At 70.6% G+C, this 23,159-nt stretch carries 6 protein-coding genes and 1 pseudogene; 5 read left to right on the top strand and 2 right to left on the bottom strand.

What is annotated here, in order from left to right; genetic code table 11:
- Positions 1 to 526: 526 nt before the first annotated feature.
- Complete coding sequence (locus JS756_RS23905) at positions 527 to 1,093, bottom strand: Uma2 family endonuclease (RefSeq protein ID WP_240204258.1); 567 nt, start codon at positions 1,091 to 1,093, stop codon at positions 527 to 529.
- 206 nt (positions 1,094 to 1,299) lie between these two features.
- Here JS756_RS23905 and JS756_RS23900 point away from each other — a divergent pair, with 206 nt between their 5' ends.
- Together JS756_RS23900 and JS756_RS23895 are read left to right on the top strand one after the other, a co-directional pair.
- Positions 1,300 to 1,503: a hypothetical protein gene (locus JS756_RS23900; protein WP_205385228.1), complete on the top strand. Its 204-nt coding sequence runs from the start codon at positions 1,300 to 1,302 to the stop codon at positions 1,501 to 1,503.
- A 204-nt stretch (positions 1,504 to 1,707) separates the two neighbouring features.
- Positions 1,708 to 1,860, top strand: a pseudogene (locus JS756_RS23895) (undecaprenyl-diphosphatase); the annotation flags it as partial.
- Positions 1,861 to 2,239: 379 nt separating this feature from the next.
- On the opposite strand, the gene JS756_RS23890 reads toward JS756_RS23895, so the two are convergent.
- Positions 2,240 to 2,902 carry a transposase gene (locus JS756_RS23890; protein ID WP_240204257.1) on the bottom strand — a complete coding sequence of 221 codons (663 nt, stop codon included), beginning with the start codon at positions 2,900 to 2,902 and terminating at the stop codon, positions 2,240 to 2,242.
- Positions 2,903 to 3,662: 760 nt separating this feature from the next.
- On the opposite strand from JS756_RS23890, the gene JS756_RS23885 reads away from it, so the two are divergent.
- From JS756_RS23885 to JS756_RS23875, 3 genes are all read left to right on the top strand, one after another.
- Positions 3,663 to 3,836 (top strand): hypothetical protein, encoded by a 174-nt coding sequence (locus tag JS756_RS23885; RefSeq protein WP_205385227.1) that lies wholly within the window; start codon positions 3,663 to 3,665, stop codon positions 3,834 to 3,836.
- A gap of 55 nt (positions 3,837 to 3,891) precedes the next feature.
- The gene (locus JS756_RS23880) at positions 3,892 to 5,394 is read left to right on the top strand and encodes an FAD-binding oxidoreductase (RefSeq protein ID WP_205385226.1); all 1,503 of its coding nucleotides are present in this window, start codon (positions 3,892 to 3,894) and stop codon (positions 5,392 to 5,394) included.
- A 205-nt stretch (positions 5,395 to 5,599) separates the two neighbouring features.
- Complete coding sequence (locus tag JS756_RS23875; protein ID WP_205385225.1) at positions 5,600 to 23,104, top strand: type I polyketide synthase; 17,505 nt, start codon at positions 5,600 to 5,602, stop codon at positions 23,102 to 23,104.
- Positions 23,105 to 23,159 lie beyond the last annotated feature (55 nt).

Genomic DNA, 23,159 nt, shown 5'->3' with positions numbered 1-23,159 from the left:
GGCAGCAGCAGACCAACAGCGACCAACGCCAAGTCGACTGGCACTTCACCACCGACGACGCACGCGTGAAACTGCGCCACCTCTACCCAACATCACAGCAAAAATAAGCCGCAACAATCTACTAGTGAGGCCCATGCACCGTGAAACGTGCAGGTGAGGTGGGATGGTGTGCGGGCCTCACGAAGTCATCACCGCGGCGCTCACCGGTTCCCTCTGACCCGGCGCCGTCGGCACGCCGCCCGGACCGGAGTTCGTACCGGACCGCACCCACATCATCGAATTCATACTCAGCGCCACCGCACACGACCAGCGAGGTCGAGAGGAGCGGTGGCTGGGGGCGGGGGCAGCTTGCCACGGGTTCCCAGGTATGCGATCGGACAGCGCGAGTGGACGCTACGGAAACCGCCCGGTCCGCCGAACGGAGGAGCGTGGGATACGTGACACCGGCGCGGTGCCGGGGCCGGCGGCCCCAGCCAACCAGCAGGACCGGGGAACCGCACCGGATCAAGGCCGGGAAGAAGCGGCTTCAGCGGATCTTCTTGAAGTCGGTGCGCACGGTCACCGCAGCTCCCGCGAGGGAAAAATCGATCTCCTCACCGAACCGGTAGGGCACCGCCGAGGTGTACTCGTCGCCCTTCGGCGCCTGGTAGAGCACACACTCCCCGGTCAACACATCGACGATCAGATACGTGGGAATCCCGCGCGCCGCATACTGGTTGAGCTTGCGCCCATAGTCCTGCCCGACCGTCGAGCGGGACACGCTCTCGGCCACGAAGTGAACATGCTTCTGGTCGACGAAGGCATCACCCGGACCAAGCGCACCTGCGTCGACCACCAGCACATCGGGCTCGGGCGTGTAACCGTCCCTCTCCGGCAGTACGCCCTTGTCCCGCGTGACGTGCAGACCGGACTCCCCTCCCAACTGCTCCGCCAACTGCAACCGGATCGAATCATCCGCCTCGCTGTGCGCCTCCGTCACCGGCGACATGTACAGGCGCCCCTGGTCGAACAGCAGCTTGACCGCCTTGGGCAGCTTCATCGAGCTGCGCACCTGGCGCAGCCACTGCGCATACTCCGGATACATCGCGGTCATCGCGCCTCCCTGCTCATCCCGAGATACCGCCATCGTACGGGCCGGGCACCACCAACCAAGCGGATGTTGACATAGGGCTCAGGGACACGCTGGGAGTCGCGGCCAACCGGTCGTCGCCCCAAGCGCCCATCTCCCCGACCAGCTTCTCGCCGCATGCATCCACGCCGACACTTCGTGGAAACGCACCAGGTCACAGCTACCTGGTTGTGTTCACCTACTGGCACCAGATGAAGCCCGAGGACATCGACCGACTCAACTGGCTGCACCACGATCACGTCAAGATAACGATGCTGTTCACGTACTCAGGCATCGACAAAAAGGACATCGAACCGTACCCGTCAGACGTGGCGGCGGAGTCGCTGAAGCTCATGACTGCACCGCGGGAGCGTCAGCACCGCACTGCTCTCTGATGGCGTGGCCGGGAAGCACCAGCTACGTCGACGGCCTCCCTGTCATTCGTCCGGTCGTCGGTGGCAAGGTCGTTTTTGCCGATTCACCTGCAAACCATATGGCTGCGCTTCATGGCCAGCGAGGGAGAGCACTGGAAAGTGCCGTCTCCCACTGCTCTTCCATTCGATCTTGAAAAGTGGTGGAAAACAGCAGATCAAAGCTGCTCAGGACAAGTCGTCATAGGTTCGTTCATGAAGTTCATCTCCCACAAGAGCTTCATGCCCTTCGCCTGGTACCGCATCGCGCTCGGTGTGGTGATTATTGTGCTGGTCAGCGCGGGTGTGCTGAGTCCTCACGCGGCCGAATCCGGCGGCTGAACCAGGGCCGCACAGGTAGCGCTATCCAGCATTTCCTAGCGCCTGATTGCAGCACCACGCCATGATCATCTCCCACTTGTCTCCCACCTGATTTGCGGACGCACTCCCCCTAGGGCGTGTGCGTCCGCAAATCAGGGATGACACGGAAGGGCCCGCACGCCAAGTCGTGCGGGCCCTTCCGTACAGAGGGTGGAGCGGATCAGCTGAGGTTCATGTCCGGCCTAGGCGGCGACCCTCGCCACGAGGAAACGCAGCCGCGCATCCACCGTGCCCCAGGTAGCACCGGTGAGGTCGTCCAGCGCGGCGACGGCCGTGGAAGCCGACGGGTTCGCGGATTCCTGAGGCCCTCTCGCGCCGAACTCGGAGGTGTCGGAGCTCTTCAGGGCGAAGGGACCGGCGGGTTCCCCAGGATCCTGGTCGTGGGCTTGGTGTGGTTCTTGCCCAGGCGGACCGGCCGACCGTAGCGGCAGCCCCACTCCTCATCGACCAGCTGGTCCAGCAGGTGAGAGGGCATACCGGCGACTTCTTCGAGTGCGGCGCGGACGGCCTCTGTGACCAGCTCCAGGCGGGTCAGGTCGCGCGCCGCGGCCAGGACGTGGGTGGAGTCGGTGCGCTGCGTGGTGCGCTCGCGCACCAGTCCGGCCTCCGTGAGGCGGGCCAGCGCGAGGTCGAGGAGGCGGTCAGCGCGGTCGCCTTCGGCGAGACGGTCGCGGAAGTCGGCCAGCACGCTGTGGTGGAAACCGGGATCGTCCAGTTCCATCGCCATGGCGTACTTGAAGTCGATTCGGCAGCGCAGCGCCTCGGCGGCCTGCCGGTCCGACAGGCCGAGCAGGAACTGCAGCACACAGACGGTGGCCAGTTGAGCCGGCGAGAGCCCCGAACGCCCGTCTCGCGGGTACCAGTCGGCGAAGTCCTCGTCGCACCACAGGCCATCGAGGCGGTCACGTACCCATATCGCCGTCGTGCCGTCCGGGTTGCTCGCCCGCGCGACCTGCGCAGTCAGAGACGGGACCTGCTCACCGGAACGGGGACGAAGGGACAACGAGCACCTCGACAGCTGTATCGGTCGGCGGAACTACCCGAGCATGCCCGTCGATCCTGCTGCCACACCGGGAAACTCCAAGATCCCCGACAGAGTCAAGCTGATCTTCTTCGAGTTGGCCACCGATCAGGTGACGGCCTACGAAGCGCAACGAGCGAGGCCCCCGAGCTGTTGACCGAGATGCCTGACGCCTCAACCACGCTGCTCGGGGGCCTCGTTGGTCATCTATCCTGCCTATGAGTACGGAGAGTGCCATCCGCGGTGCGGCCTGACCCATTTTCTGCCTGGCTCCGTCTGGGATCCCCTGAGCGCGATCTGCCGTCCGTGCCAGGGATGGTGCAGCCACCGGGCGGGCATGCGCCGCATAGAAACCTTGCCTCGGCACCGTCACAGGTCTGACCGTCTTGCCGCCGGGTGTGCTGTCGAGCCAACGTCACAGCGCGTTGACCCCGACGAAACTCTGTGCGGTGTGCGCGGTGTAGTCAGACTTCGCCGCCCTCGTCCCACCCACAGTCAGTACAACGAACTCCCGCGTACATGTCGTCTCGGGCGTGATCAACGGCGCTCCAGGCTTCCAGCTTCGAACTTGGAGCTCCGCACCGGAGACAGCCAACGATGACGCCGAACCCATGGAAGTACCTGTACTCCAGTCCGGACTCCTCAACCGTCCGCTGCATCGTCTTCACGAGTTCTGCTTGGCACGTACGGCGCCAAACAACCCTCCGACGGGGGCGCCGTCGTCTGGATCACGCTCCCGGCGATGTTGGGCGCCGAGCAGGGGCAGGTCGTCCAGGATGTCGGCGGTGGCGAGGACACCGTCGAACCGGGCCGCGGGTCGGTTTCGCCCGGCACTGACCACACCGCCGTCGGGCACATCGCGCTGCTTCCCTTCTCCCCGGATCTCACCAATTACCCTGCAGGACCGGTGGATTAGTATCCGACCGCAACAGGACGGTTTGACGTCCGTTTCGGAAGGCAGGAGAAGCAGGGTGAAGCACATCAATCCCGTGGCCCCCGGCGATATCAGGTACGAGGACTTACGACGGGGTGAGAACCTGCGCTTCGTCGGCGAGCCGGACGAGATACATCTGGTGGGTTCGGCCGCTGAAATAGAGCGGGTCCTTTCCCGGGCCGTACGGGCGGGGAAGCGAGTCGCGGTGCGCAGTGGAGGGCACTGCTACGAGGACTTCGTGGCGCATCCCGATGTGCGTGTGGTGATCGACATGTCGCGGCTGTCGGCGGTCGGATTCGACGAAGAGCACGGCGCGTTCGTCGTCGAGGCCGGCGCCACGCTGGGCGCGGTCTACAAGACGCTGTTCCGGGTGTGGGGCGTGACGCTGCCGGGCGGGGCGTGCCCCGATGTGGGTGCGGGCGGGCACATCCTCGGCGGGGGCTACGGCCCGCTGTCACGGATGCACGGCTCGATCGTCGACTATCTGCACGCGGTCGAGGTCGTCGTGGTCGACGAGTCGGGCGACGCGCGGACCGTGATCGCGACGCGCGAGCCCGACGATCCCCACCATGATCTGTGGTGGGCCCACACCGGGGGCGGCGGCGGCAACTTCGGCGTGGTCGTCAGGTACTGGCTGCGCACCGCCGACACGGACGTACCGCCGGAGCCCGGCCGCCTGCTGCCGCGGCCACCGTCCGAGGTGCTCCTCAACACCACGGCGTGGCCCTGGGAGGGGCTGGACGAGGCGGCCTTCGCGCGGCTGGTCCGCAATCACGGCAGGTGGTTCGAGCAGAACAGCGGCCCCGACTCCCCCTGGTGCGACCTCTACAGCGTGCTGGCGCTGACCCGCAGCCAGTCCGGCGCCCTCGCGATGACCACACAGCTCGACGCGACCGGCCCGGACGCGGAGAAGCGGCTGGAGGCGTACCTGGCAGCCGTGTCCGAGGGTGTGGACGTGCAGCCGTTCAGCGACACCCGGCGGCTGCCGTGGCTGCACTCGACGCGCTGGCCCGGGATCGCCGGGGACGGCGACATGACCAGCCGGGCCAAGATCAAGGCGGCGTACGCGCGCCGGAGCTTCGACGACCGGCAGATCGGCACCCTGTACGCCCGCCTGACCGGCACCGACTACGACAATCCGGCGGGGGTCGTCGCGCTGATCGCCTACGGCGGCAAGGTCAACACCGTCCCGGCGGACCGGACGGCGGTGGCGCAGCGGGACTCCGTCCTCAAGATCGTGTACGTGACGACCTGGGAGGACCCCGCACAGGACCCGGTCCATGAGCGGTGGCTCCGCGAGCTGTACCGGGACATGTACGCGGACACCGGCGGCGTACCGGTGCCCGGCGGGTCGGCCGACGGGGCGTACGTCAACTACCCGGACGCCGACCTCGCGGACGCGGAGTGGAACACCTCCGGGGTGCCGTGGTCCGAGCTGTACTACAAGGGCGCCTACCCGCGGCTGCAGGCGGTCAAGGCGCGCTGGGACCCGCGGAACGTGTTCCGGCACTCACTCTCCGTGCAGGCTCCGTCCGCCTGAAGTGACGTCGAGGGGTACGGGTCTCCCGCGCGGAGACCCGTACCCCTCGGTGCTTCCGCCCCTGCTCCCGGCGCCTTTCAGCGGTCAGTAGGGGATCGATAGGGGTGTAAGGGCCAACCATCATTTGATTACAGTCGGCAACTGCCTTTGCGTGTGCCGCAGGGTGCTGTCTCACGCATTTCACTTAATGGGGGATCACGGTCGCATGTCTCAATTCCGCGACGGCTTCACCGAGGTCGGTATACCGGACGACGCAATCGCCATTGTGGGGCTGTCCTGCCGGCTCCCGAAGGCCCCCGATAAAAGCGCGTTCTGGGAACTGCTGAGAGACGCACGGCATGCGATCGGCGAAGTGCCCGAAGACCGCTGGAATGCCGAGGAACTTCCGCCAGCCGCACGGCACGGAGCATTCCTCGACCGGGTGGACGAGTTCGACCCCGCATTCTTCGGCATATCCCCGCGCGAAGCCTCGATGATGGACCCCCAGCAGCGGCTGATGCTGGAACTGTCCTGGGAGGCCTTCGAGGACGCCGGCGTCCCTCTGCGGCAGGTCCGGGGCAGCCGCACGGGGGTCTTCGTCGGGGCGGTCGCCAACGACTACTCTGTGCTGCTGAACCGGCAGGGGCTGTCCGCCGTCACCCAGCACTCGCTGACCGGGACACAGCGCGCCATCATCGCCAACCGGGTGTCGTACACCCTCGGGCTGCGCGGTCCCAGTCTCACCGTGGACACCGCGCAGTCCTCCGGTCTGGTCGCCGTCCACCAGGCCTGCGAGAGCCTGCGCTCGGGCAGCTGCGAACTCGCCGTCGCGGGAGGCGTGAACCTCAACATCGTGCCCGAGAGCGCCCTCGCCGCCGACCGGTTCGGCGGGCTGTCACCGGACGGCCGCTGCCACACCTTCGACGCCCGGGCCAACGGCTATGTCCGCGGCGAGGGCGGCGGGGTCGTACTCCTCAAGCCTCTCGCGCGGGCCCTGACCGACGGCGACTGCGTCTACTGCGTGATCCGCGGCGGAGCGCTCAACAACGACGGCACGACCGACGGCCTCACAGTCCCGAGGGCGGCCGCGCAGAGCGAGGTGCTGCGGCTGGCGTACGAGCGGGCGGGCATCGACCCGGCGGACGTCCAGTACGTCGAACTGCACGGCACGGGCACCGCCCTCGGCGACCCCATCGAGGCGTCGGCCCTGGGCGATGTCCTGGGCACGGCCACCGGCCGCCGAATGCCGCTGACGGTCGGCTCGGCCAAGACGAACGTGGGCCATCTGGAGGGCGCCGCCGGAATGGCCGGCCTCCTCAAGACCGCTCTGTCCCTCCATATGCGCAAGATCCCGGCCAGTCTCCACTTCGAGACGCCGAATCCGCGCATCCCGCTGGACGAACTCAACCTGCGTGTCCAGCAGTCGCTGTCGGACTGGCCGGAGTCCGGGCCGACCCTTGCGGGTGTCAGCTCGTTCGGGATGGGCGGCACCAACTGCCACATGGTCCTTCAGGGGATGCCGGTGACCGAGCCCGGCTCCGCGTCCGGTGGCGGAGGTGCGGAGGACCGTGCCGGTGCGGTGGTGCCGTGGATGGTCTCCGGCCGTGGTGAGGACGCCCTGCGAGCGCAGGCCGAGCGGCTGCGGACGTTCGTGGCGGACCGGCCCGAGCTGGACGCGGACGCCGTGGCGCTGTCGCTGGTGACGTCACGCGACTCTCACGAGGACCGGGCGGTCGTCCTCGGCGGAGACCGGGAGAGCCTGCTGACCGGGCTCACGGCTCTGGCCTCGGGAGAGCCTGCGTCTCGGATCGTACGGAGCCGGGGGGCTGTGCCGGCGGGTCGGTTGGCGTTTCTGTTCTCCGGGCAGGGCAGCCAGCGGGCCGGGATGGGGCGCGAACTGTACGCCGTCTTGCCTGTGTTCGCGGCCGCGCTCGATGAGATCTGCTCGCACTTCGATCCTCTGCTGGAACAGCCGCTGCGCGAGGTGATGTTCGCCGAAGCTGATGAGCAGGGGGTCTTGGACCAGACCGCCTACACCCAGCCTGCGTTGTTCGCGCTTGAGGTCGCCCTGTTCCGGCTGCTGGAGTCGTGGGGCATCCGGCCCGACGTTGTCACCGGGCACTCCATCGGCGAGCTGGCCGCCGCGCACGCGGCAGGGCTGTGGACTCTGGCCGATGCCTGTGCTGTCGTGGCCGCGCGGGGACGCCTCATGCAGCAACTGCCCTCCGGTGGGGCCATGGTCGCCGTCGAGGCACCGGAATCCGAAGTCCTGCCTCTGCTGGCCGGGCACGAGGAACACGCCTCCGTCGCGGCCGTCAACGGGCCTCGCGCCACGGTCATCAGCGGCACCGCCGAGGTAGTCGAGGACATCGCCGCGCAGCTTGCCACGCGCGGTCACCGCACCCGACGGCTGAAGGTCAGCCACGCCTTCCACTCGCCGCTCATGGACCCCATGCTGGAAGAGTTCCGGCAGGTCCTGGCGGGCGTGGAGTTCCGCACGCCTGGGCTGCCGCTGCCCGCCGGTGACGCGGTCCTGGACCCCGAGTACTGGGTCCGGCACATCCGGGACGCCGTCCGCTTCGCCGACCAGATCTCCTGGCTCGAGCAGCACGACACCACCCGCTATCTGGAGATCGGCCCCGGCGGAGTCCTCACCGCGACGGCCCAGGACACCATCACCCGCAGCGACACCCTCCTGCTGCCCACCCTCCACAAGAACCTCGACGAGACCCACGCCGTCACCCGCGCCGCAGCCGCACTCCATGTCTCGGGCATGGAGATCGCCTGGCAGGAGGTGCTCGCCGATCTGGGCGTCACGCCTTCGCATCGGGTCGAGTTGCCGACGTATGCGTTCCAGCGCCGTCGGTACTGGCTCAAGGAGACGGTCGGGGTGTCGGCCGGTCGCCTCGACGAGACGGCCGACGCTGCGGCGGACGAGGAGGTCGCGGAGTCCGCTCCGCAGGCAGCCCGTTCCGCCGGGTCCTTTGCCTTCGCCGGGATGTCCCAGGAGGAGGCGAACCGGGAGCTGCTGGACCTCGTACGACGGCACATCGCCGCCGTGCTGGAGCACGACAGCCCCGAACAGGTCGCGGTGGACGCCCCGTTCAAGCAGCTCGGTTTCGACTCGCTCATGTCGGTGGAGTTCTGTGCCGCGCTCGGGCGGGCGGTCGGTGTGCGATTGCCGTCGTCCGCGCTGTACGACCACCCCACGCCGGAGCAGCTGGCACAGCACCTGCACGGCGAACTCGCGGGCCTGCGAGGAGAGGTGGCGGCGCCCGAGGCGTCCGCTGCCTCGAACTCCGACGACCCGATCGTCATCGTCGGCATGAGCTGCCGTCTGCCGGGTGGGATTCGGACGCCCGAGCAGCTGTGGGCGCTGTTGGCGGACGGTGGTGACGCCGTCTCGCCGTTCCCGGCCGACCGCGGCTGGGACCTGGACGCGCTGTACGACGCGGACCCGGTCCGCTCCGGCACGTCGTACGCGCGTGAGGGCGGCTTCCTTCACGAGGCAGCCGACTTCGACCCCGCGTTCTTCGGCATCTCGCCTCGCGAGGCCCTGGCCATGGACCCGCAGCAGCGGCTGCTGTTGGAGACCTCCTGGGAGGCTCTCGAACGCGCCGGCATCAACCCGAAGTCGCTGCGCGGCAGCAAGGCCGGGGTGTTCGTCGGCGCGACGGCACAGGACTACGGGCCCCGGCTGCACGAGGCGCCCGAGGAGATCGAGGGCTATGTGCTGACGGGCACGACGCCCAGTGTGGCGTCAGGCCGGGTGGCCTACACCCTCGGCCTGGAGGGCCCGGCCGTCACGGTCGACACGGCCTGCTCCTCCTCGCTCGTCGCCCTGCACATGGCCGCCCAGTCACTGCGCTCCGGCGAGTGCACGCTCGCCCTCGCGGGCGGGGCGACCGTCATGTCCAACCCCGGCATGTTCGTGGAGTTCAGCAGGCAGCGCGGGCTCGCTCCCGACGCCCGCGTCAAGGCCTTCGCCGAGGCCGCCGACGGCACCGGGTGGGGCGAGGGCATCGGCATGCTGCTGCTGGAGCGGCTCTCCGACGCCGAGCGACATGGACACCCTGTCCTGGGCATCGTGCGCGGCACGGCCGTCAACCAGGACGGCGCCAGCAATGGTCTGACCGCCCCCAACGGCCCCTCGCAGCAGCGGGTGATCCGGCAGGCCCTCGCCAACGCCGGTCTCACCCCCGGTCAGGTCGACGCCGTCGAGGCGCACGGCACCGGCACCACCCTCGGCGACCCGATCGAGGCTCAGGCGCTGTTGGCAACCTATGGACAGGACCGCCCCGCCGAACGGCCCCTGTGGCTGGGCTCGGTGAAGTCCAACATCGGCCACACGCAGGCCGCCGCCGGTGTGGCCGGTGTCATCAAGATGGTCATGGCCATGCATCACGGTGTCCTCCCGAGGACGCTGCACGTGGACCGGCCCACCACCCATGTCGACTGGTCGGCCGGCGCGGTCAGCCTCCTCACCGAGGAACAGACCTGGCCCTTGAGTGACCAGCCCCGCCGTGCCGGTGTCTCGTCCTTCGGGGTCAGCGGCACCAACGCCCACGCCATCATCGAGGAGCCCCCGGCCGTCACCGATCCGCAGGATCAGCCCGCCGCGCCAGGCGTGGTGCCGTGGGTGATCTCGGCCCGGACCGCCGACGCGCTGCGCGACCAGGCACGACGGCTCCGCGCATACGTCGATCAGCGGCCCGAGCTGGATGCCGTGGCTGTCGCCGACACTCTCTTCCACGGACGCGCCCTGTTCGAACACCGCGCCGTGATCCTCGCCGAGGCGCCTGATGTCGTCGCCGCTGCGCTGGACGCGCTCGCTGCCGGGCAGCCTCACACGCATCTGGTACAGGGGCAGGCCGCGAGCACCGGCAAGACTGTGTTCGTCTTCCCCGGGCAGGGGACTCAGTGGGCCGGTATGGGCGCCGAACTCCTCGACGCCGTCCCCGTGTTCGCCGAGTCCATCGCCCGCTGCGAGGAGGCCCTTGCGCCTTACGTGGACTGGTCGCTGACCGATGTTCTGCGGTCGCGTGCGGAGTTGGACCGCGTGGACGTCATCCAGCCGGTGACCTGGGCCGTCATGGTCTCGCTCGCCGCGACCTGGCAGCACCTCGGTGTCCGTCCGGACGCCGTGGTCGGCCACTCCCAGGGCGAGATCGCGGCTGCGGCTGTCGCGGGTGCGCTGTCGCTGGAGGACGCCGCCAAGGTCGTCGCCGTACGCGCACAGATCATCGGCGAACACCTCGCCGGCCTGGGAGCCATGGCCTCCATCCCGCAGGCTGCCCACAGGGTCGAGGAGCAGCTGCCCAGTGGTGTCGGCATCGCCGCCGTCAACGGCCCCCACACGACCGTGGTCTCCGGCGACAAGGACGCCGTCGAAACGCTCGTGGCTCGGCTGCAGAGCCAGGACGTCCGCGCGCGGCTGATCCCCGTCGACTACGCCTCACACTCCGCGCACGTCGAAACCATCGAGCAGCACCTGGCCGAAGCCCTCGCGGGCATCACGCCCCGGACCTCTGACGTGCCCTTCTTCTCCACCGTCGAGCCCGGACTCATCAACACATCCGAACTCGACGCCGGTTACTGGTACCGCAACCTCCGCCAGACCGTCCACTTCCACACCGCCATCGAACAGCTCACCGAGAGCGGCCACACCACCTACATCGAGTCCAGCGCCCACCCCGTCCTCACCTACAGCATCGAGGAAGCCGAAGGCGCCGACACCATCACCGGCACCCTCCGCCGCAACGAAGGCACCCTCACCCGACTCCTCACCTCCGCAGCACACCTCCACACCCACGGCCACACCATCAACTGGCCCATCCCCCACACCCGGCCCATCGACCTCCCCACCTACCCCTTCCAGCACCAGCGCTACTGGATCAACCCCCGCCCGAGCACTGCCACGGACACCGCGGACACCCGCTTCTGGGAGGCGGTCGAGAACGAGGACTGGGAGTCCCTCGGCCACGCCCTCTCGGTCGAGGGCGATACGCCGCTGGGCACGGTGCTCGCGGCGCTGGCGTCCTGGCGGAAGAGCCTGGATCGCGCGTCGGCGGTGGACAACCTGCGCTACCGGACGACGTGGAGGCCGTTGGCGGACCCGCAGGCGGGGCTGTACGGCACCTGGCTGGTCGTGGTCCTCGAAGGTCAGGAGGACGGCACCCTGGTGGGCGCCGTCGCGGAGGCCCTGCGCGGCAATCGGACTCTCGTACGCCAGGTCGTGCTGGACCCGGCGCAGCCGGAGCGCACGCGCTACGCCGAGCAGCTCTCCAGCACGCTCGGCGAGGGCGATGACATCACCGGCGTACTGTCCCTCCTCGCGCTGACCGGCAACGACGCCACCACAGCGGCGCCGACGCTCGCCCTCATCCAGGCCCTCGGCGACTCGGGCGTCCAGGCCCCGCTCTGGTGCGCCACCCAGGGCGCGGTCACCACCGGAGGCTCCGACCCGCTCACCCACCCCGCCCAGGCCCAGATCTGGGGCCTGGGCCGGGTCGCCGCACTGGAGCACCCCGACCGCTGGGGCGGACTCGTCGACCTGCCCGAGCAGCTCGACGAACGCGGCGCCGCACGTCTGCGTGCCGTACTGGCCGCCCCGGCCGGCGGCGAGGACCAGGTGGCCATCCGCGCCTCCGGTCTTCTCGCCCGCCGAATAGCCCGCACCGGCACCACCGACGGAACCGCGTGGGAGCCCCGCGGCACCGTCCTGATCACCGGCGGCACCGGCGCGCTCGGCGCGCACGTCGCCCGCTGGGCCGCCACCAACGGCGCGCAGCACCTAGTCCTCGCCGGCCGCAGCGGCGACAGCGCCCCCGGGGCCACCGACCTCCACGGTGAACTCACCGCGCTCGGCGCCACCGTGACCTTCGCCGCGTGCGATGTGAGCGACCCGGATACCGTAAAAGCACTCATCGCCGACCACCCCCACCTCACCGCCGTCGTCCACACAGCCGGTGTCCTCGACGACGCGATGCTCGACCGGCTCACCGGCGACTGCCTGGACCACGTACTGCGTCCGAAGGCCTCGGGCGCTGAACTCCTCGACCAGTACACGCGTGACCTGGACCTCGACGCCTTCGTGCTCTTCTCGTCGGTGGTCGGCACGCTCGGTCGGGCCGGGCAGGCCAACTTCGGTGCGGCGAACGCCCACTTGGACGCGATCGCCGAGCAGCGGCACGCGCTCGGGCTGCCCGCCACCTCCGTGGCGTGGGGCCCGTGGGACGCGGACGGCATGGCGGCCGGGGACGTGGCCGACCAGTTGCGTCGGCGGGGGCTCCCGGCCCTGGAGCCCGACCTCGCGCTGACCGCGCTGGGAGAGGCCGTCGGACGCGGCGAGCCGACGGTGACCGTCGCCGACATCGACTGGGCCCGTTTCGTGCCGACGTACACCGCCGCGCGGCCCAGCGCGCTGATCTCGGACCTGACGGACGTACGGGACCTGCGGTCCGGGTCCGGGTCCGGCGACGGCCGTCCGGGTGGTGACGACACGACGTGGACGGCACAGAACCTGTCCGGCCTGTCCGATGCCGAGGCCCAGCGGGTGCTGCTGGACCTGGTGCGGACGCAGGCCGCGGCCGTGCTCGGGCACGCTTCCGCGGACGCGGTGCACGCGTCGCAGGCGTTCAAGGACATCGGTGTCGACTCGCTGACCGGGGTCGAACTACGGAACCGGCTCGTCGCCGTCACCGGTCTGAAGCTGCCGCCCACGCTGGTCTTCAACCATCCGACGCCCCAGGCGCTGGCCCGCTTCCTGCACACGCAGGCGGCCGGCACGGCGGAGTCCGCCTCCGCGCTGCCGCTCCCGGCGGCTGCCGCGGCCGATGACGACCCGGTCGTCATCGTGTCGATGGCCTGCCGCTATCCGGGCGGGGTGCGTTCGCCCGAGGACCTCTGGCAGTTGGTCACCGAAGGCCGCGACGCCGTGTCCGTGTTCCCGACGGACCGGGGCTGGGACATCGACGCGCTCTACCACCCCGACCCGGAGCGCGCGGGTACGTCGTACGTCCGCGAGGGCGGATTCCTCCACGACGCCGCGGAGTTCGACGCCGAGTTCTTCGGGATCTCGCCGCGTGAGGCGCAGGCGATGGACCCGCAGCAGCGGCTGCTGCTGGAGACTTCGTGGGAGGTGTTCGAGCGGGCCGGGATCGACCCGCGGTCGGTGGCCGGCAGCCAGGCGGGCGTCTACGTCGGTGTGGCGTCCCAGGACGAGTACGGGCCGCGCATGAGTGAGGCGCCCGAGGGGTTCGAGGGGTATCTGCTCACCGGTACGGCGGCCAGTGTGATCTCCGGCCGGGTGGCGTACACCCTCGGCCTGGAGGGCCCGGCTGTCACAGTCGACACGGCCTGCTCGTCCTCGCTGGTCGCCCTGCACATGGCCGTCCAGGCACTGCGGGACGGCGAGTGCGCTCTCGCGCTGGCGGGCGGTGTGACCGTCATGGCCTCGCCGGGGACGTTCGTGGAGTTCAGCCGGCAGCGGGGGCTCGCTCCCGACGGCCGCAGCAAGTCGTTCTCCGCGTCGGCCGACGGCACCAGCTGGGGCGAGGGCGCGGGCGTCCTGCTCCTGGAGCGGTTGTCGGACGCGCGCCGCAACGGACACCCGGTCCTGGGTGTCGTACGCGGTACGGCGGTCAACCAGGACGGCGCGAGCAACGGGCTCACCGCCCCCAACGGCCCCTCCCAGGAGCGGGTCATCCGCCAGGCGCTCGGCCGGGCCCGGCTGGCCGCCGCCGATGTCGACGCCGTCGAGGCGCACGGCACCGGCACCAGGCTGGGCGACCCGATCGAGGCGCAGGCACTGCTGGCCACGTACGGACAGGACCGGCCCGCCGAACGTCCCCTGCTGCTCGGCTCCTTGAAGTCGAACATCGGACACACGCAGGCTGCGGCGGGCGTGGGCGGCGTCATCAAGATGGTGATGGCGCTGCGTCACGGTGTGCTGCCGAGGACGCTGCACGTGGACGAGCCGACCCCGCACGTCGACTGGTCCTCCGGTGCGGTGTCGCTGCTGCGGGAAGCGGTGGAGTGGCCGGAGAACGGACGGCCCCGCCGGGCCGGTGTGTCGTCCTTCGGCGTGAGCGGCACCAACGCCCACGCGATCATCGAGCAGGCGGAGGAGGAGCCGACCGTCGCCGGCGCACCTGAGGCTGGGGCCACCGGACCGGTGCCGTGGGTCCTCGCCGGACAGGGCCTAGACACCCTGCGGGCGCAGGCCGAGCGGCTGCGGTCGTTCGTCGCGGGGCGGCCCGAACTCCCGGTGTCCGACGTGGCGTTCTCCCTGGCCACTTCGCGGGCGGCGCTCGATGACCGGGCCGCGGTGGTCGCCGAGGACCGGTCGGACTTCCTCGACGCACTGGGCGCGCTCGCGCGGGGCGAGGCGGACAGCCGGGTCCTGGCCGGCTCGGCGGACCGGACGCAGGGTCGGTTGGCGTTTCTGTTCTCCGGGCAGGGCAGCCAGCGGGCCGGAACGGGGCGCGAACTGTACGCCGTCTTGCCTGTGTTCGCGGCCGCGCTCGATGAGATCTGCTCGCACTTCGATCCTCTGCTGGAACAGCCGCTGCGCGAGGTGATGTTCGCCGAAGCTGATGAGCAGGGGGTCTTGGACCAGACCGCCTACACCCAGCCTGCGTTGTTCGCGCTTGAGGTCGCCCTGTTCCGGCTGCTGGAGTCGTGGGGCATCCGGCCCGACGTTGTCACCGGGCACTCCATCGGCGAGCTGGCCGCCGCGCACGCGGCAGGGCTGTGGACTCTGGCCGATGCCTGTGCTGTCGTGGCCGCGCGCGGACGCCTCATGCAGCAACTGCCCTCCGGTGGGGCCATGGTCGCCGTCGAGGCACCGGAATCCGAAGTCCTGCCTCTGCTGGCCGGGCACGAGGAACACGCCTCCGTCGCGGCCGTCAACGGGCCTCGCGCCACGGTCATCAGCGGCACCGCCGAGGTAGTCGAGGACATCGCCGCGCAGCTTGCCACGCGCGGTCACCGCACCCGACGGCTGAAGGTCAGCCACGCCTTCCACTCGCCGCTCATGGACCCCATGCTGGAAGAGTTCCGGCAGGTCCTGGCGGGCGTGGAGTTCCGCACGCCTGGGCTGCCGCTGCCCGCCGGTGACGCGGTCCTGGACCCCGAGTACTGGGTCCGGCACATCCGGGACGCCGTCCGCTTCGCCGACCAGATCTCCTGGCTCGAGCAGCACGACACCACCCGCTATCTGGAGATCGGCCCCGGCGGAGTCCTCACCGCGACGGCCCAGGACACCATCACCCGCAGCGACACCCTCCTGCTGCCCACCCTCCACAAGAACCTCGACGAGACCCACGCCGTCACCCGCGCCGCAGCCGCACTCCACGCCAACGGAACGCTTGTCGACTGGCAGGCCTTCTTCAGCAGCGAGGGGAGCGCCCCGCGCCGCGTGGAGCTGCCCACGTACGCGTTCCAGCGCCGCCGGTACTGGCTCGACGCGACGTCGGGGCGCAGGGAGCGGACCGCTGGTTCGCCGGTGGACGGCTGGCGTTACCGGGTGGTGTGGCGGCCCATGCCGTCCAACGCTGCCGACCTCACGGGTGATTGGCTGCTCCTGGTCCCCGCCGGTCACGAGGGCCGACCGCTCGTACGAGACGTCGTGCGGGCCCTGGAGGCCGGGCACGGTGCCGTACGACAGATCGTGCTCGACCCCGTCGACGCCGATCGGGTGCGATTCGCCGAGGAACTCCGGGGTGTGCTAGGGGAGTTCGACGCGACGGGTGTGCTGTCGCTGCTCGCGCTGACGGACGACGCCGCCGCAGCACCGACGCTCGCTCTCTTCCAGGCGCTCGGCGACGCAGGCATCCAGGCCCCGCTCTGGTGCCTCACCCAGGGCGCGGTCACCACCGGAGGCTCCGACCCGCTGATCCAGCCCGCCCAGGCGCAGGTCTGGGGCCTGGGGCAGGTCGCCGCGCTCGAGCACCCCGACCGCTGGGGCGGACTCGTCGATCTGCCCGAGCAACTCGACGAACGCGGTGCCGCACACCTGCGGGCCGTACTCACCTCCACGGCGCCCGGCGGTGAGGACCAGGTGGCCATCCGCGCGGCCGGTGTCCTCGCGCGCCGACTGGCCCGGGCGAGCAGCGGCAGCGGTACGGCCTGGCAGCCGCGTGGCACGGTTCTGATCACCGGTGGCAGCGGAGCGCTCGGTGCCCGCGTCGCGCGCTGGGCCGCCGAGGACGGGGCCCAGCACCTGGTCCTCGCCAGCCGACGCGGCGGCGAGGCCCCTGGTGCCACCGATCTGGGCGGTGAACTCACCGCGCTCGGCGCCACCGTGACCTTCGCGGCCTGCGATGTGAGCGACCCCGAGCAGGTGCGTTCGCTCACCGCCGACCACCCGGACCTCACCGCGGTCGTCCACACAGCCGGCAGCCTCGACGACGGCGTACTCGACCGCCTCACCTCGGACCGTCTGGACCACGTACTGCGTCCGAAGGCGACCGCCGCCGAACTCCTCGACCGGTACACGCGTCACCTCGACCTCGACGCCTTCGTACTGTTCTCCTCCGCGGCAGCCACCTTCGGCAACGAGGGCCAGGCCAACTACGCTGCGGCGAACGCCCACTTGGACGCGCTGGCACAGCGGCGGCACGCGCTCGGGCTGCCCGCGACCTCGGTGGCGTGGGGTGCCTGGGCGGACTCGGGTATGGCCATGGGGCAGGCCGCGGCCGAGCAGTTGCATCGCAGTGGGTTCCCCGCGATGTCCCCGGAGCCGGCGCTCACCACGCTGGCGGAGGCCGTCGGGCAGGGCACCGCGGCGCTGACCGTCGCCGACATCGACTGGGCCCGCTTCGTACCGGCGTACACCGCCGCCCGTCCCAGCCCGCTGATCTCCGACCTGGCGGACGTACGGGATCTCCTGGCCACGGCCGGGTCCGGTGGCGCACAGCTCGACGAGGAGTCGCCGGCCGGGCGGCTTGCCGGGCTGTCGGCGCCGAAGCGTGAGGAGCTCCTGCTGGAACTGGTGCGTACGCAGGCGGCGTTGGTGCTCGGTCACGCCGGGCCGCAGTCGGTGGCGCCGAACCGTGCGTTCAAGGACCTCGGCTTCGACTCGCTCGGCGCGGTCCAGCTGCGCAATCGGCTGAACGCGGCCACCGGGCTGCGGCTCACCACCAGCGTGATCTTCGACTACCCGACGGCGTGCGAGCTGGCCCGTCATGTGCTGGGTGAGTTCCCGGGCCTGGGAGGCGACAGCGAGCAGACCGGTCACACCGCCACCGTCCGGGGTGCGGCGGCCCTCGACGACGATCCGATCGCGATCGTGGCCATGAGCTGCCGCTTCCCGGGCGGGATTCGGACGCCCGAGGAACTGTGGGCGCTGCTGGCGGCCGGTGGTGACACGGTCTCGCCGTTCCCGGCCGACCGCGGCTGGGACCTGGAGGCGCTCTACGACGCCGACCCGGACCGCTCCGGCACGTCCTACGTGCGGGAGGGCGCCTTCCTCCAGGGTGTGGGCGAGTTCGACGCAGCCTTCTTCGGCATCAACCCGCGCGAGGCCCTGGCGATGGACCCGCAGCAGCGGCTGCTCCTGGAGACGTCCTGGGAGGCCTTCGAGCGGGCCGGCATCGACCCCAAGTCGCTGCGCGGCAGCAAGGCGGGCGTGTTCGTCGGCAGCAACGGTCAGGACTACGCCACCTTGCTCCGCCAGGTGCCGGAGACGGTCGAGGGCTACCTCGGCACCGGTATCGCGGGCAGTGTGGCGTCGGGCCGGGTGGCCTACACCCTCGGCCTGGAGGGCCCGGCCGTCACGGTCGACACGGCCTGCTCCTCCTCGCTCGTCGCCCTGCACATGGCCGCCCAGTCACTGCGCTCCGGCGAGTGCACGCTCGCCCTCGCGGGCGGTGTGACGGTCATGTCGACTCCCGAGGTCTTCGTGGAGTTCAGCAGGCAGCGGGGTCTTGCGCCGGACGCCCGCGTCAAGGCCTTCGCCGAGGCCGCCGACGGCACCGGGTGGGGCGAGGGCATCGGCATGCTGCTGCTGGAGCGGCTCTCCGACGCCGAGCGACATGGACACCCTGTCCTGGGCATCGTGCGCGGCACGGCCGTCAACCAGGACGGCGCCAGCAATGGTCTGACCGCCCCCAACGGCCCCTCGCAGCAGCGGGTGATCCGGCAGGCCCTCGCCAACGCCGGTCTCACCCCCGGTCAGGTCGACGCCGTCGAGGCGCACGGCACCGGCACCACCCTCGGCGACCCGATCGAGGCCCAGGCTCTCCTGGCCGCCTACGGCCAGGACCGGTCCGCCGAACGACCCCTGTGGCTGGGCTCGGTGAAGTCCAACATCGGCCACACGCAGGCCGCCGCCGGTGTCGCGGGCGTCATCAAGATGGTCATGGCCATGCGACATGAGGTCCTGCCGAGGACGCTGCATGTCGATGAGCCCACCCGCCATGTCGACTGGGACGCCGGCGCCGTCACCCTGCTCACCGAGGAACAGGCCTGGCCGGGGAGCGACCAGCCCCGCCGTGCCGGTGTCTCGTCCTTCGGGGTCAGCGGCACCAACGCCCACGCCATCATCGAGGAGCCCCCGGCCATCGCCGATCCGCAGGATCAGCCCGCCGCGCCAGGCGTGGTGCCGTGGGTGATCTCGGCCCGGACCGCCGACGCACTGCGCGACCAGGCACGACGGCTCCGCGCATACGTCGATCAGCGGCCCGAGCTGGACACCTCTGCCGTCGCCGACACACTCGTCCACGGACGCGCCCTGTTCGAACACCGCGCTGTCGCAGTGGGCGGCAACACCGGTGAACTCCTCCAAGCCCTCGATGCCCTCGCCCAGGGCGAGCCCTCGCCCCACCTCGTGCAGGGCGTCGCGCCCGACGAGACCGGCAGGACCGTGTTCGTGTTCCCCGGGCAGGGGACGCAGTGGGTCGGCATGGGCGCGGAACTCCTGGACACCGTGCCGGTGTTCGCCGGGTCGATCGCCCGTTGCGAGGAGGCCCTTGCGCCTTACGTCGACTGGTCGCTGACCGATGTCCTGCGCTCCGGCGCCGAGTTGGACCGCGTGGACGTCATCCAGCCGGTGACCTGGGCCGTCATGGTCTCCCTCGCCGCGACCTGGCAGGAGCTGGGTGTCCGTCCCGACGCCGTGGTCGGCCACTCCCAGGGTGAGATCGCGGCTGCGGCTGTGGCGGGTGCGCTGTCGCTGGAGGACGCGGCGAAGGTCGTCGCCGTGCGTGCCCGGATCATCGGCGAGCACCTTGCGGGGCGGGGAGCCATGGCCTCGATCCCGCAGGCTGCCCACAGGGTCGAAGAGCTGCTCCCCAGCGGTGTCAGTATCGCCGCCGTCAACGGCCCCAACGCCACGGTCGTTTCGGGCGACAAGGCCGCCGTCGAAGCCCTGGTCAAGGACCTTCAGAACCAGGACGTCCGGGCCCGGCTGATCCCCGTCGACTACGCCTCACACTCCGCGCACGTCGAAACCATCGAGCAGCACCTGGCCGAAGCCCTCACGGGCATCACGCCCCGGACCTCTGACGTGCCCTTCTTCTCCACCGTCGAGCCCGGACTCATCAACACATCCGAACTCGACGCCGGTTACTGGTACCGCAACCTCCGCCAGACCGTCCACTTCCACACCGCCATCGAACAGCTCACCGAGAGCGGCCACACCACCTACATCGAGTCCAGCGCCCACCCCGTCCTCACCTACAGCATCGAGGAAGCCGAAGGCGCCGACACCATCACCGGCACCCTCCGCCGCAACGAAGGCACCCTCACCCGACTCCTCACCTCCGCAGCACACCTCCACACCCACGGCCACACCATCAACTGGCCCATCCCCCACACCCGGCCCATCGACCTCCCCACCTACCCCTTCCAGCACCAGCGCTACTGGCCCGCACCGGCCGCCGTACGGCCCGTCGACGCCGTGTCCATCGGGCTGGGCGTCGCAGGTCATCCGCTTCTCGGAGCGGCCGTGGAGCTGGCGGGCACGGACACGCACCTGTTCGCCGGGCTGCTGTCGCTGCAGAGCCACCCTTGGCTGGCGGACCACGCCGTGGCCGGAACCGTGCTGCTGCCCGGCACCGGCTTCCTCGAACTCGCCCTCCAGGCCGGTCACCACGTCGGCTGCGGCACCGTGGAGGAACTCACTCTGGAAGCGCCCCTGGTGCTGCCCGAGAAGGGCGGGGTCCGTATCCAGCTCGGGCTCGGGGAGGCCGACGACTCCGGTCGGCGGGAGCTGTACCTGCACGCGCGGGCGCAGGACGCCGGGGACGACGAGCCCTGGACCCTGCATGCCACCGGCACGCTGGCCCCGACAGAGCAGTCCCCGAGTCCGGACTCCGACCTGGCCGCGTGGCCGCCCTCCGGTGCGGAGGCGATCACAGTCACGGATGCCTACGACCGCCTGGCCGCGCTGGGGGTCGAGTACGGCCCTGCCTTCCAGGGGCTCCGGGCGGCATGGCGGCGCGGTGACGAGGTGTTCGCCGAGGTCGCCCTGCCCGAGGAGCACTCCGCCGAGGCCAAGGACTACGGCATCCATCCGGCGCTGCTCGACGCGGCCCTCCAACCTCTGGTCCTGGGGTTGCTGTTGGCCGAGCCCGGTGAGGGGACGACCCGGCGTCCGTTCGCGTGGAGCGGTGTGACGCTCCATGCCCAGGGCGCGGTCGCGGGCCGGGTGCGGATCACCCTGGCCGGTGAGGACGCCGTGTCCGTCACGGTGGCCGACCCGGCGGGCCGGCCGGTGGCCTCGGTCGACGTACTGACGCTGCGGCAGATCGGTGCGAAGCAGGTCGCGGAGGCGCGCAGCGACTCGCTCTTCCGGGTGGAATGGGTACCGGTCGCCGTGTCGCGATCGGGTGCGCCGGCCGCACGGTGGGCGCTCATCGGAAGCGGGAGCGGCAGCGGCAGCGGCAGCAGTCACGGCAATGTCGACGTGTACGAGGATCTCGGCAGCCTGGCCGCCGCGGCCGGCCCCGTTCCTGAGCTGGTCTTCGCACCCTTCCCCGACGCCGCCGACACCGCCGACAGCACCACCGCTTCGGATGCCGTACGCCGGGTCACGCACCGTGCGCTTGACCTAGTACAGGCGTGGCTGGCCGACGAGCGGTTCGCCGCGTCGCGGCTGGTGATCCTGGCCGGGCAGGGCCTGACCGGTGGGCCGGTCTGGGGTCTGGTCAGGTCGGCGCAGGTGGAGAATCCCGGCCGTTTCGTGCTGATCGAGACGGGCGGGTCCGGCGACGCCGAGCCCGATTGGGGGCTGCTGGCGGCCGCTGCCGTCGGCGACGAGCCTCAGCTGCGGCTGGACGGCGGCGAGTTCGGCGCACCGCGTCTGGTGCGTGTCCCCCGGCCCGACGCGGCGGGCCCCGGATTCGGGGCCGAGGGCACCGTCCTGCTGACCGGTGCCTCGGGTGGGCTCGCCCGGTTGCTCGCGCGGCATCTGGTGGCCGAGCGAGGGGTCCGGAATCTGCTGCTCGCGTCTCGCAGCGGGGCCACCGCAGAGGGTGTGCCGGAGCTGGTGGCCGAGCTGACCGGGCTCGGTGCCGCGGTCGAGGTCGCGGCCTGTGACGTGGCCGACCGGGAGGCGCTGGCCGGGTTGCTGGCCGCCGTACCGGCGGAGCGTCCGCTGAGCGCCGTGGTGCACACGGCGGCGGCCCTGGACGACGGTGTGGTCGAGGCGCTGACGCCGGAGCGGATCGACCGGGTGCTGCGGCCGAAGGTCGACGGGGCGCTGAACCTGCATGCGCTGACCGAGCATCTGGACCTGTCCGCGTTCGTGCTGTTCTCCTCGCTGTCGGGCACTCTCGGCGGCGCGGGGCTGGCCAACTACTCGGCGGCCAATGCCTTCCTCGACGCCCTCGCCCGCCATCGGCACGAGCGCGGGCTGCCCGCGGTGTCGCTGGCCTGGGGTCTGTGGGAGCAGCGCAGCGGTATGGCCGGGCGGCTGAGCGATGTGGACCTGGCCCGGATGTCCCGGGTCGGGGCGGCGCCGATGTCGGCGGACGAGGGCCTGGCCCTGTTCGATGCCGCCACCGCGCTGGACGAGGCCGTGATCGTGCCGGCCCGGCTGGATCTGGCGGAGCTGCGCGCGCAGGCGGCGGCCGGTGTCATGGCGCCGCTGTTCCGCAGTGTCGTCCGCACGTCGGCCGTCCGGCGTACGGCGTCCGCGGCCGGTGTCCGTACCGAGGAAGCCGCCTCCGGGATCGCCGGCCGGCTCGCCGGGCTGGCCCGCGCCGATCAGGAGCGGATGCTGCTGGATCTCGTACGGGAGCAGGTCACGGCCGTGCTCGGGCATGCCACGCCCGAGGAGGTGCGGGCGAACCGGGCCTTCAAGGATCTCGGGTTCGACTCGCTGACCTCCGTCGAGCTGCGCAACCGGCTGCGGTCGGCGACCGGGCTGCGGCTGACGCCGACCCTGGTCTTCGACCACCCCAACCCGGCCGCGCTCGTTCAGCGGCTGCTGGACGAACTCGTACCGCAGGACCAGGAGAACGGACTGCCTCTCACGGCGGAGCTGGAGCGGCTGGAGGCCGCCTTCCTCGAGTCCCCCTTCCTCGACTCCGCCGCTCTCGAAGACGACGCACGAGACAAGATCGCGGCACGGCTGCAGGCCCTGCTGTGGAAATTGGACGACACCCGCGGCGCAGCGAAGACGAGCGACGCCGACGGGCCCGCGGAGGACGGCGAGTTGGACTTCGACCCCGTCAGCGACGACGAGATGTTCGACCTCATCGACAAGGAGCTGGGCCAGCTCTGATCCCGTCGCCGTACCTCTTGCCGGATTCCGGTTTCCGCGCCTCGCGCTGCCGTCT

The organism is Streptomyces actuosus (assembly GCF_016921115.1).
In the GTDB taxonomy this organism is placed as follows: Bacteria; Actinomycetota; Actinomycetes; order Streptomycetales; family Streptomycetaceae; genus Streptomyces; species Streptomyces actuosus_A.
The sequence above is the reverse complement of the archived record's forward strand: the minus strand, read 5'-3'. Positions and strand labels throughout refer to the sequence as shown.